Origin of the sequence: Halopseudomonas bauzanensis (genome assembly GCF_900114735.1) — a bacterium.
Taxonomy (GTDB): Bacteria; Pseudomonadota; Gammaproteobacteria; order Pseudomonadales; family Pseudomonadaceae; genus Halopseudomonas; species Halopseudomonas bauzanensis.
Genome location: NZ_FOUA01000001.1, coordinates 1,091,984 through 1,104,012 on the forward strand (window position 1 = coordinate 1,091,984; position 12,029 = coordinate 1,104,012).

At 62.2% G+C, this 12,029-nt stretch carries 10 protein-coding genes and 1 pseudogene; 9 read left to right on the forward strand and 2 right to left on the reverse strand.

Going from position 1 to position 12,029, the window contains the following annotated elements; all coding sequences use genetic code 11:
• Nucleotides 1–15: 15 nt before the first annotated feature.
• Complete coding sequence (tkt, locus tag BM267_RS05090; protein ID WP_074777584.1) at nt 16–2,013, reverse strand: transketolase; 1,998 nt, start codon at nt 2,011–2,013, stop codon at nt 16–18.
• A gap of 229 nt (nt 2,014–2,242) precedes the next feature.
• On the opposite strand from tkt, the gene BM267_RS05095 reads away from it, so the two are divergent.
• Nucleotides 2,243–3,232, forward strand: coding sequence for an ArsR/SmtB family transcription factor (locus BM267_RS05095; protein ID WP_074777582.1), 990 nt, complete (start codon nt 2,243–2,245; stop codon nt 3,230–3,232).
• Between the two features lie 46 nt (nt 3,233–3,278).
• A complete protein-coding gene (gene metK / locus BM267_RS05100; RefSeq protein ID WP_036989185.1) occupies nt 3,279–4,469 on the forward strand; it encodes a methionine adenosyltransferase in 1,191 nt (396 codons plus the stop codon).
• Nucleotides 4,470–4,492: 23 nt separating this feature from the next.
• Here the strand turns inward: metK and BM267_RS05105 are convergent, their stop codons facing one another.
• Nucleotides 4,493–4,954, reverse strand: a complete 462-nt coding sequence (locus BM267_RS05105; RefSeq protein ID WP_074777579.1) for a c-type cytochrome — start codon at nt 4,952–4,954, stop codon at nt 4,493–4,495.
• A 72-nt stretch (nt 4,955–5,026) separates the two neighbouring features.
• Between BM267_RS05105 and ahcY the strand changes: the two genes are divergently transcribed.
• The 7 genes and pseudogenes from ahcY (at nt 5,027) to BM267_RS05140 (ending at nt 12,024) form a co-directional block, all read left to right on the forward strand.
• A complete protein-coding gene (gene ahcY / locus BM267_RS05110; RefSeq protein ID WP_074777577.1) occupies nt 5,027–6,433 on the forward strand; it encodes an adenosylhomocysteinase in 1,407 nt (468 codons plus the stop codon).
• A gap of 99 nt (nt 6,434–6,532) precedes the next feature.
• Nucleotides 6,533–7,372 (forward strand): methylenetetrahydrofolate reductase [NAD(P)H], encoded by an 840-nt coding sequence (gene metF, locus BM267_RS05115; protein ID WP_036989183.1) that lies wholly within the window; start codon nt 6,533–6,535, stop codon nt 7,370–7,372.
• A 328-nt stretch (nt 7,373–7,700) separates the two neighbouring features.
• Nucleotides 7,701–9,155 (forward strand): annotated as a pseudogene (locus BM267_RS05120) (DEAD/DEAH box helicase); the annotation flags it as partial.
• 196 nt (nt 9,156–9,351) lie between these two features.
• Entirely contained in the window at nt 9,352–9,744 is a 393-nt protein-coding gene (locus tag BM267_RS05125; protein ID WP_051610768.1) for a hypothetical protein, read from the forward strand.
• On the forward strand, nt 9,741–10,397 hold the full coding sequence (locus BM267_RS05130) for a CDP-alcohol phosphatidyltransferase family protein (protein ID WP_074777575.1): 657 nt from the start codon (nt 9,741–9,743) through the stop codon (nt 10,395–10,397). The genes BM267_RS05125 and BM267_RS05130 overlap by 4 nt, the downstream gene beginning before the upstream one ends.
• Nucleotides 10,398–10,399: 2 nt before the next feature.
• Nucleotides 10,400–11,356, forward strand: coding sequence for a phosphatidate cytidylyltransferase (locus BM267_RS05135; protein WP_218144697.1), 957 nt, complete (start codon nt 10,400–10,402; stop codon nt 11,354–11,356).
• Nucleotides 11,357–11,370: 14 nt separating this feature from the next.
• Nucleotides 11,371–12,024 carry a lysophospholipid acyltransferase family protein gene (locus BM267_RS05140; protein WP_074777573.1) on the forward strand — a complete coding sequence of 218 codons (654 nt, stop codon included), beginning with the start codon at nt 11,371–11,373 and terminating at the stop codon, nt 12,022–12,024.
• Nucleotides 12,025–12,029: the final 5 nt, after the last annotated feature.

A 12,029-nucleotide genomic window follows, 5' to 3' on the forward strand; every position in this document is an offset into this window, starting at 1 on the left:
CACTTGCCGCTGTGATCAATCTTCCAGCAGCTCTTCAGCCACCGCCAGCACGTTGTCGACAGTAAAGCCGAACTCTTCGAACAGCGCACCCGCCGGCGCCGACTCGCCATAGCTGTGCATGCCGACGATGCGACCATCCAGGCCAACGTACTTGTACCAGTAATCGGCGTGGGCCGCCTCGATGGCGACGCGTGCGCCTACTTCCAGCGGCAGTACGGCCTGACGATACTCGGCGTCCTGCTGATCGAACACGCTGGTGCAAGGCATGGACACCACGCGAACCTGACGGCCCTGCTCGGTGAGCTTTTCCCAGACCTGAACAGCCAGACCAACTTCCGAGCCGGTGGCGATCAGGATCAGTTCCGGCTCGCCGGCACAGCCCTTGAGCACGTAACCGCCGCGTGCAATGGCCGCCTCGGTTTCGTTGTCGCGGATATGGCACGGCAGGTTCTGGCGCGAGAAGATCAACGCGCTGGGGCCGTCGTTGCGCTGCAGCGCATGCTTCCAGGCCACCGCCGACTCGACGGTATCGGCCGGACGCCAGGTATCCAGGTTCGGCGTGGTGCGCAGGCTGGTCAGTTGCTCGACCGGCTGGTGGGTTGGGCCATCTTCGCCCAGACCGATGGAGTCGTGGGTGAATACATAGATGACGCGCTGGCGCATCAATGCCGACATGCGCACCGCGTTGCGCGCGTATTCCATGAACATCAGGAAGGTCGCACCATAGGGCACCAGGCCACCGTGCAGCGCCACACCGTTCATGATCGCCGCCATGCCGAATTCACGTACGCCGTAGTACATGTAGTTGCCCGAGGCGTCCTCTTCGACCACCGGCTTGCAGCCATCCCACAGGGTCAGGTTGGAGCCGGCCAGGTCAGCCGAGCCGCCGAGCAGCTCCGGCAGCATGGGGCCAAAAGCGTTCAGGCAGTTCTGACTGGCCTTGCGGCTGGCGATGTTCTCGCCCTTCTCGGCCACGGCGCGGATGTAGGCCGAAGCTTTTTCGTCGAAGTCCGCCGGCAGCTCGCCGGCCATGCGCCGGGTGAACTCGGCAGCCAGTTCGGGGAACTCGGCCTGGTAGGCGGCAAATTTCTCATTCCACTGCTGCTCGGCCTGGTTACCGGCGTCCTTGGCATCCCACTCGGCATAGATGTCGGCGGGGATCTCGAACGGGCCGTGGCTCCAACCCAGCGCTTCGCGGGTCAGGGCAATTTCCGCATCACCCAGGGCCGCGCCGTGGGAGGACTCCTTGCCCTGCTTGTTCGGCGAGCCGAAGCCGATGATGGTCTTGCAGCAGATCAGGGTCGGCTTGTCGCTCTTGCGGGCGGTCTCGATAGCGGTTTTGATTTCGTCGGCATCATGGCCGTTGACATTGCGGATCACCTGCCAGCCGTAGGACTCGAAGCGGCGCGGGGTGTCGTCGGTGAACCAGCCGTGTACTTCGCCATCGATGGAAATGCCGTTGTCATCATAGAAGGCGGTCAGCTTGCTCAGGCCCAGGGTACCGGCCAGCGAGCAGACTTCGTGGGAGATGCCTTCCATCATGCAGCCATCACCGAGGAACACGTAGGTGTCGTGATCGACGATATTGTGACCGGGCCGGTTGAACTGGGCAGCCATGATCTTTTCCGCCAGAGCGAAACCCACCGCGTTGGCGATGCCCTGGCCCAGCGGGCCGGTAGTGGTTTCCACACCCGGCGTATAGCCCAGCTCCGGATGACCGGGCGTCTTGCTGTGCAATTGGCGGAAATTCTTCAGGTCATCGATCGACAGGTCATAGCCGGTCAGGTGCAGCAGCGAGTAGATCAGCATCGAGCCGTGACCGTTGGACAGCACGAAGCGGTCGCGGTCGGCCCAGTTCGGGTTGGCCGGGTTGTGCTTCATGAAGTCACGCCACAGCACCTCGGCGATATCCGCCATCCCCATGGGCGCACCCGGGTGGCCGCTGTTGGCTTTCTGCACCGCATCCATGCTGAGGGCACGAATGGCATTGGCTCGGTCACGACGACTGGGCATGAACTACTCCTGTGATTTCAAGGCAGAGGGCGAACCGGGATCAAGGTCGGCTGGCCGGGAAAGAAAGGCCGGCATTTTCGCCCAAACTGCCGCAACGGGCAATGAAAACCCCGACTCCGTGGTGCAAACACCGCTGTTGCGAGACGAATGGCCCTGCCGGAGCATCTATATCAAAATATTTTGATATAGATATTGCGATCAGCCGGGGGCTTCACTACACTGCTCCACCATGAACGAACCAGTACGGCTTGCGCCCCTCGACGATACAGCTACCGAACAACTGGCTGCCTTCTGCAAGGCTGCCGGTGACCAGCTGCGGCTGGATATCCTGCGGGCGCTGCGCAGCGATTCCTTTGGCGTACTGGAGCTGGCCCAGATCTTCGGCATGCGCCAGTCGGGTATCAGCCATCACCTGAAGGTACTGGCCAATGCCGGCCTGGTGCGCACCCGCCGGGAAGGCAACTCGATTTTCTATCGGCGCAGCCTGCCGGATGCTGCCAGCCACTGGCGACATTTACATGAGCAGTTGCTGAACGGGCTGGACGCACTGCCCCTGGAACCGGCGCTGACCCAGGCGATTGCCGCAGTGCATAGCCAGCGCGGCGAGGTCTCCCGACAGTTCTTCGCCCGCTTTGCCGATGGTACCCCGGCCCAGCAGGACCTGATCGCGCATTTCGGTCTGTATCGCGAATCGCTGTTGGGGCTGATCGATAGCCTGGTGCTGCCAGCCACTGAACTGGCCATCGAAGTGGGGCCCGGTGAAGGCGGTTTCCTGCCGGACCTGGCCAGCCGCTTCGGCCGGGTGCTGGCACTGGACAATGCACCGGCTATGCTGGAACGAGCCCGCCAACAATGTGCCGAGGCGGGCCTGGACAATGTCGATTGCCTGCTGGCCGATGCGTTGCTGCCGCAGGAACTGCCGGCCGCCGATTGCCTGGTATGCAATATGGTGCTGCACCATATGCCGGCACCGGCCGAGGCGCTGCGGCGCTTCGCCGACCTGCTCAAGCCCGGCGGCACTCTGGTGCTGACCGAGCTGTGCAGTCACGACCAGAGCTGGGTCCGGGAGACCTGTGGCGACCTCTGGCTGGGCTTCGATCAGGACGATCTGGCCCGCTGGGCCGGCAGTGCCGGACTGGAGCTCGGCAGCAGTCTGTACCTGGGGCTGCGCAACGGCTTCCAGATTCAGCTGCAACAATTTACCAAGGGTGCCCGATGATCCGTCATCGCGCTACCCGCCCCCTGTCAACGAAAGGGCTGTGACCATGAGCGAATACTCGATTTTCACCTCCGAATCGGTCTCCGAAGGCCATCCGGACAAGCTGGCCGACCAGATTTCCGACGCTGTGCTGGATGCCATTCTCGCCGAGGACAAATTTGCCCGCGTGGCCTGCGAAACCATGGTGAAAACCGGGGTTGCCATCGTCGGTGGTGAAATCACCACCAGCGCCTGGGTCGACCTGGAAGATCTGGTGCGCGGCGTGATCAAGGATATCGGCTACACCTCCTCCGAGGTCGGTTACGACGCCGATACCTGTGGCGTGATCAACATCATCGGCAAGCAGTCACCCGACATCGCCCAGGGCGTCGACCGGCAGAAGCCGGAAGACCAGGGTGCCGGCGACCAGGGCCTGATGTTCGGCTATGCCAGCAACGAGACCGATGTGCTGATGCCCGCACCGATCACTTTTGCTCACCGACTGGTCGAGCGCCAGGCCGAAGTGCGCAAGAACGGTACGCTGAACTGGCTGCGCCCGGATGCCAAATCCCAGGTCACCTGCCGCTATGACAACGGCAAGGTAGTCGGCATCGACGCCATCGTGCTGTCGACCCAGCACAATCCGGAAATCGAGCAGGCCGACCTGCGCGAAGCGGTGATGGAGACCATCATCAAGCACGTGATTCCGGCCGAGCTGCTGCATGCCGACACCCAGTACCACATCAACCCGACCGGCAAGTTCGTCATCGGCGGGCCGGTGGGCGACTGTGGCCTGACCGGCCGCAAGATCATCGTCGACACCTACGGCGGCATGGCCCGCCATGGTGGTGGCGCCTTCTCCGGCAAGGACCCGTCCAAGGTCGATCGCAGCGCCGCCTATGCCGGTCGCTACGTCGCCAAGAACATCGTTGCCGCGGGCCTGGCCGAGCGCTGCGAGATCCAGGTGTCCTACGCCATCGGTGTAGCGCAGCCGACGTCGGTCTCGGTCAATACCTTCGGTACCGGCAAGATCAGCGATGAGCAGATCATCAAGCTGGTGCGCGAGCACTTCGACCTGCGGCCCTATGCGATCACTCGCATGCTCGACCTGCTGCACCCGATGTACCGCGCCACTGCGGCCTACGGCCACTTCGGCCGCAACCCGTTCGAGATGACGGTGGGCAATGACACCTTCACCGCCTTCCCCTGGGAGAAGACGGACAAGGCCGAGGCGCTGCGGGCTGACGCGAAGGTCTGACCGCAGCAGGTCAACGTCAGGAGTTAACGCCGGAAGTTATCGTGACAGCCCTTGCAGCTCTGCTGCACGGCGCTGAAGGCCTCGGTCACTTGTTCAGGCGTTTCGACGCCCTGCGCAGTGACCTCCGCCAGCTCGGCTACTGCATCGCGATAGCGGTCAATGGCCTGGGCAAAGCCTGCGGGGTCAGTCCAGACCTCAGGCAGAGCAGCGTGCTTCTGCTCGGTTTCCCCCGGTTCGGGGAAATGCGCCCAGGGCGCTTCGACGGAGGCAGCCAGGGCCTGGGCATGGGCGGCGAAGGCGTCGCCATCGAAGGGCAGGCGATCACGCAGCATGCCGCCCATCGGCTCGCTGTGACTGAGAAAGTCCTTGAAGGCCGCCTGACGCTTGCCTTCCGGCGAGTTGGGGTCGGCCTCGTCAGCGCAGCCGACCAGGGCCAGGCCGAGGGCGGCCAACAACAGAATTTTGGGGTTTGGAACAGCAAACATCGTGACATCCCTTTGGAACATTGAGGGCGCTATCTTAACGCGTCTTCCACCTGAAACTGATTGGAGAAAAGTATGAGCGCAGTTATCCAGAGCAATTTCACCGACTACAAGGTGGCTGATATCAGCCTGGCCGATTACGGCCGCCGCGAGATTATCATTGCCGAATCCGAGATGCCGGCGCTGATGGCCATGCGTCGCAAGTATGCCGGTGAGCAGCCGCTCAAGGGTGCGCGCATCCTCGGCTGCATCCACATGACCATCCAGACCGCGGTGCTGATCGAGACCCTGGTCGAGCTGGGCGCCGAAGTGCGCTGGTCCTCGTGCAACATCTTCTCCACCCAGGACCACGCCGCCGCCGCCATTGCCGCAGCCGGCGTGCCGGTATTCGCCTGGAAGGGCGAAACCGAGGAAGAATACGAATGGTGCATCGAGCAGACCATCCTCAAGGATGGCCAGCCGTGGAATGCCAATATGGTGCTGGATGACGGCGGCGACCTGACCCTGATCCTGCACGAGAAATTCCCCCAGGTGCTGGAAAGCGTGCACGGTGTCACCGAAGAAACCACCACCGGCGTCCACCGCCTGCTCGACATGCTGAAGAAAGGCACCCTCAAGGTGCCGGCGATCAACGTCAATGACTCGGTCACCAAGAGCAAGAACGACAACAAGTACGGCTGCCGTCACAGCCTGAACGATGCCATCAAGCGCGCCACCGACCACCTGCTGTCCGGCAAGAAGGCACTGGTCATCGGTTATGGCGACGTGGGCAAGGGGTCGTCCCAGTCCCTGCGCCAGGAAGGCATGATCGTGCGCGTCGCCGAGGCCGATCCGATCTGCGCCATGCAGGCGTGCATGGACGGCTACGAAGTGGTGTCGCCCTACATCAATGGCATCAACGATGGCACCGAAGCCTGCATCAACCGCGAGCTGCTGGGCAACACCGACCTGATCGTCACCACCACCGGTAACGTCAACGTCTGTGACGCCAACATGCTCAAGGCGCTGAAGAAGCGTGCCGTGGTGTGCAACATCGGTCACTTCGACAACGAGATCGACACTGCCTTCACTCGCCAGCACTGGCACTGGGAAGAGGTCAAGCCGCAGGTGCACAAGATCCACCGCACCGGCAAGGACAACTTCGACCCGGCCAACGATGACTACCTGATCCTGCTGGCCGAAGGTCGCCTGGTCAACCTGGGTAACGCCACCGGCCACCCCAGCCGCATCATGGACGGCTCCTTCGCCAACCAGGTACTGGCGCAGATCCACCTGTTCAAGCAGGGCTACGCCGGCCTGGATACCGCGGCCAAAGCCGAGCTGCTGCGCGTGGAAGTACTGCCCAAGGAGCTGGATGAGGAAGTGGCGCTGGAAATGGTCAAGGGTTTCGGCGGCGTGGTCACCCAGATGACCCAGGTCCAGGCCGATTATATCGGCGTACCGGTCAATGGCCCGTTCAAGCCGGATACCTATCGCTACTAAGCACAGCGGCAAGTCAGGCGTTGCGCCTCGCTGCGATCGGCAATCCGCTATCGCAGCGAGGCGAGGCTCCTACCAGATGAGTTTGATAAGAGACGAGTCATGACGACCAGCAAAGAGATTCCCGTCAGCTTCGAGTTCTTCCCGACCAAGACCGAAGCCGGTCACGAGAAGCTGATCGCGGCGGCCCATGTACTGGCCGACCAGCAACCCGAGTTCTTCTCGGTGACCTACGGCGCCGGTGGCTCCACCCGCGACCGCACCATCAATACCGTGCTGCAGCTGGATCAGCAGGTAAAGGTCCCGACCGCGCCACACCTGTCCTGCGTGGGCGACAGCAAGGCAGACCTGCGTCAGTTGCTTACCGAATACCGCGAAGCCGGCATCCGCCGTATCGTTGCGCTGCGTGGCGACCTGCCCTCCGGTATGGGCCGCGCCTCCGGTGAGCTGCGCTACGCCAACGAGCTGGTCGAGTTCATCCGCGAGGAAACCGGTGACCATTTCATCATCGAGGTCGCCGCCTACCCCGAGGCGCACCCACAGGCACGCAATTTCGAAGCGGATCTGGAGAACTTCGTACGCAAGGCCAAGGCCGGCGCCGACAGCGCGATTACCCAGTATTTCTTCAATGCCGACTGCTACTTCCATTTCGTCGACCGGGTGCGCAAGGCCGGCGTGGATCTGCCGATCGTGCCCGGCATCATGCCGATCACCAACTACACCAGCCTGTCGCGTTTCTCCGATGCCTGCGGTGCGGAAATCCCGCGCTGGATCCGCAAGCAGCTGGAATCCTACGGCGATGACAGCGCCAGTATTGCGGCCTTCGGTACTGAAGTGATCAGCGACATGTGCCAACGCCTGCTCGACGGCGGCGCACCGAGCCTGCACTTCTATACGCTGAATCAGGCGCAACCAAGCCTGGCGATTCTGGATAATCTGTAACCCAACAGCCGATATAGAAACACACTCTCCATATCTGCTATTGGAGTGTCGAGTTCCATCCCGGCCGCCTGGAACACCCCTGGCCGGGATGGCACCCGCCCCTCCGTCGGACGGTGTTGTTTCCCAAGCGGGCTGCGTTCGGCCTCGGCCAGCGCCGCTCCAGGCCGCCTCGCTGGGCGATATATCTCCGGCTTGTTCCAGCGCCTCCGGCGACCGCCGGGAAGCTTTTTTCTGCGAGACTGGTTCATTTCTGTTACACTCCAGCCTCTTCATTTTCGGCCGCACGGACAGTCCTTGTTCGCAAACGGCCATCACAGGGTTTATCTGAATGTCCTTTGCCTCTCTCGGCCTGTCCGACGCGCTGGTGCGCGCCGTGGCTGCCACTGGTTATACCACCCCCACTCCCGTCCAGACCCAGGCCATCCCGGCCGTTCTGGAAGGCCGCGACCTGATGGTCGCCGCCCAGACCGGTACCGGCAAGACCGCCGGTTTTTCACTGCCGATTCTGGAACTGCTGTTCCCCAACGGCCAGCGCCCCGCTGACTACAAGCGCGTCCCGCGCAAGGTCCGCGCGTTGGTATTGACGCCGACCCGTGAACTGGCAGCCCAGGTGCACGACAACATCCGCTCCTACGCCACCGAGCTGCAGCTGCACAGCGCCTGCATCTTCGGCGGTGTCGGCGCCAACCCGCAGATGAAGGCCATCGCCCCGGGTCTGGATATCCTGGTGGCCTGCCCCGGTCGCCTGCTGGATCTGGTCGGCCAGCGCGCGGTCGATCTGTCCGCCGTCGAGTTCTTTGTCCTGGACGAAGCCGACCGCATGCTCGACATGGGCTTCATTCATGACGTGAAGAAGGTCATCGCCAAGCTGCCGGCCAAGCGCCAGAACCTGCTGTTCTCCGCCACCTTCTCGGCCGAAATCACCGAGCTGACCAACCGCCTGCTGCACAACCCGGCGCGCATTCAGGTCACCCCGCTGAACACTACCGTCGAGCGTATCGAGCAGCGCGTCTACCGCGTACAAGCCGGTCACAAGCGCGCGCTGGTAGCTCATTTGATCACCATGGGCGCCTGGGAACAGGTGCTGGTCTTCACCCGCACCAAGCACGGCGCCAACCGCCTGGCCGAGTATCTGGACAAGAATGGCCTGCCCGCTGCAGCCATTCACGGCAACAAGAGCCAGAGCGCACGCACCAAGGCACTGGCCGACTTCAAGGCCAACAAGATCCGGGTGCTGGTTGCCACCGATATTGCCGCCCGCGGCCTGGATATCGACCAGTTGCCCCATGTGGTCAACTTCGAGCTGCCCAACGTCTCGGAAGACTACGTGCACCGTATCGGCCGTACCGGCCGTGCCGGTCGCAGCGGCGAGGCAGTCTCGCTGGTCAGCCCCGACGAGGAGAAGCTGCTCAAGGCCATCGAACGCCTGACGCGGCAGAAATTCGAGGAAGGCAGCCTGGAGGGTTTTGTCCCGCCGGCCCAGGCCGAGCTCAACAGCGACCGTCCGGAGCGCCCACGTGGCGCTGCCCCGGCCAATGGCCGCAACCAGCGTCGTAGCAACAATGCTGGCGGACAGCCCCGCGGCCAGGGCGGTCGTAATGACAAGCCGCGCAGCAGCAACGGCGGTAGCAATAACAAGCCGCGCCGCCCGCAGCAGGCCCGTCCGGGTATTGCCGAGCCGGAAGATGCCGTCGCCCGCGAACGTCGCCTGCAGGCTATGGGCAATCGCGCCGTACCGGATGCACCCAAAGAAAACCGCCAGCGCAGCCAGCGGGAAAAGCCGGCGCTGCTGGGTAGCTGAGACCCAAGCTATCAGGACGAGGTCCGGAGCCGATTCACGGCTCCGGATTCCTGATCACCCCTCTCCGCTGCGTTGCCGGAATGTGAGCTAGTCCACAATAAGCAGATCCTTCGCTCGCCTCACCGCCGGGCGCAGCCTATCCTTGCGGCCTGACTCACGGACTGATGTCACGCCCACCATGCACAACATGATTACCGCCGGATTGGCGTTCCTGCTCTGGGGCAGTTGGGCCTGGCTGGCCAACCAGACCAGTGACCCTGCTCATGCATTATTGGCCGGCCTGCTGCAGGGCGCTGCCAGTGCCATCATCACCCTGCTGATGGCTGCCATCGTCACACGACTCTTTCACCGAATCTCGTCTCGCCCACTGGCAATCTCGTTGCCCCCACTGCTGGTGGTATCGGTAAGCACCAGTGCGCTGTATCTGCTTCACTGGCTCAGCCAGACACCGAACCTGTGGCTCACCATTGCCCCACCCAGTTGCACCGCCCTCATTTTCTGTATCTATCTGACCCTGCGACTGGCATACCAATCTCCGTCTCCCACCCCCTCCAGCGAGCCCAGCCCATGAGCGAAGCCAGTAATCGGCGTCCACTGAAGATCCGCGACCAGAGGACGGTCAATCGCATCGCCGCCTGGCTCAGCCAGCGCAACGTGACACCGAATCAGATCTCTGTATGCAGTGTGATATTTGCCGCCGCTGGGGCCGTCGCGCTAGTCGCCGCAGGGCATACCGGCGATGCCTACCAGGTAGTCAGTTTGATATGCGCCGCGCTGATGATCCAATGTCGCCTGCTCTGCAATCTGTTCGATGGCATGGTGGCGATGGAGGGCGGCAAGCAGACTCCGGCCGGGGAACTATTCAATGATGTACCCGACCGCATCGCTGACCCGCTGCTGATCGTCGCCTGCGGCTTCGCCGTACCCGAATACCCCTCCGCCATCTGGCTGGCATGGCTCGGTGCATTGCTCGCAGTGCTGACAGCCTATATCCGCGTGCTGGGCGCTTCACTGGGGCTGCCGGCAGACTTCCGCGGGCCGATGGCCAAGCAGCAACGCATGGCCTTGCTCACCCTGGCCTGCCTGGCTTCGGCACTGCAGTTCCTCTGGGATGGCCATGGTGAGCTGCTGTGGCTGGCCCTCATTGTCCTGGTCGTCGGCAGCGCCTTGACTTACCTGCGCCGGCTATTCGGCGCCTACCGTCAACTGAATACCGGAGCTTGAAGATGGATCTCGGCCTGCCATTCATGCTGGAGCTGACGCCCAACACGCTTACCGCGATGGTGCTGGTGCTGGCGCTGCTGGTGCTCGCTTCAATCATCCAGCGGCTGCTGGTCAGCCGCTTGCCCGCTGGAACCCATATCGAGTTGCAGCAGCGGATCAGGTCCTGGTGGATCATGGTGCTGGTGGTATTCACTGCACTGGTCATCGGTCATACCGCCTCGCTGATCTTTTTCACCATCCTCAGCTTCATCGCCCTGCGCGAGTTCTTCTCGATTCTGCCGGTGCGCCTGACGGATCGGCGATTGATCCTGGCGCTCTATCTGCTGGTGCCGGTGCATTACTACTGGATCGCCACCGACTGGTACGGCATGTTCACCATCTTCATTCCGGTTTATCTTTTCCTGCTGATACCCTTCGGATTGTTGCTGCTGGGTGAGACCAAGGGCTTCATTCGCGCAGTGGCATCCTATCAATGGGCGGTAATGACAACGGTATTCGCGATCAGCCATGTCGCCTATCTGTTGATGCTGCCGGCAGAGACCAACCCGGCCGGCGGCGGTGTCGGCCTGGTGCTGTACCTGGTATTCCTCACTCAGTTCAACGATGTTGCCCAGTACATCTGGGGCAAGACCTTCGGACGCCGCAAGATCGTCCCCGGCATCAGCCCGAACAAGACATGGGAAGGTTTCCTTGGCGGTATTGCCACCACCACCCTGCTCGGCGGCCTGTTGGCTCCGTGGCTGACTCCATTGCATTGGCCCCTGGGATTGCTTGCAGGGTTACTGATAGGTATAGCGGGTTTCGTCGGTGATCTCACCATTTCAGCGGTCAAGCGTGATCTGCTGATCAAGGACACCGGTCAGTTGATTCCAGGGCATGGCGGTATTCTCGATCGCATCGACAGCCTGATGTATACCGCCCCGCTGTTTTTCCACTTCCTGCGATATACAGCGTATTGAGCGAGCTAGAAGCCATGATCAAAGCGCTGCCAAAAGTATTGTTCTTTCTGTTGATCGTCCGCCCGGTGGTGTATCTGATGCTGGGGCTCAACTTGCTGCAGCGGGAAAAACTGCCCGTTCACGGACCGGCCATCCTGGCCGCCAATCACAACAGCCATCTCGATACGCTGGTGTTGATGTCACTCTACCCACTGACCACCTTGCATCGTGTGCGCCCGGTGGCCGCGGCGGACTACTTCCTGCGCAATCGCTTCACCGCCTGGCTATCGCTCAACCTGATCGGCATCATTCCGCTGGATCGCCAGGGCGAGGTAGGCAAGGACAAGGTCTTCGAACTGTGTCAGCGGGCATTGGCCGATGATCAGATCCTGCTGCTGTTCCCCGAGGGCAGCCGGGGCGATCCGGAGCAACTGCAACCCCTGCGCAAGGGCATCTACCATCTGGCTCGCAGCCAGCCCGGCACCCGTGTCACACCGGTTGCCCTGCACGGTCTGGGCAAGGCATTACCCAGAGGCGGGTCGATGATAGTGCCTTTCAACTGCGATGCCGTGGTCGGCGATCCACTGGAGCCGGGAGAAGACTGCGACGCGTTCATGAACGAGCTGCAAACGGCGCTGGAAGACCTGCTGACGCAATGCATTACCCGGAGCAAGAAGCAGGAAGGCTAGCCAAG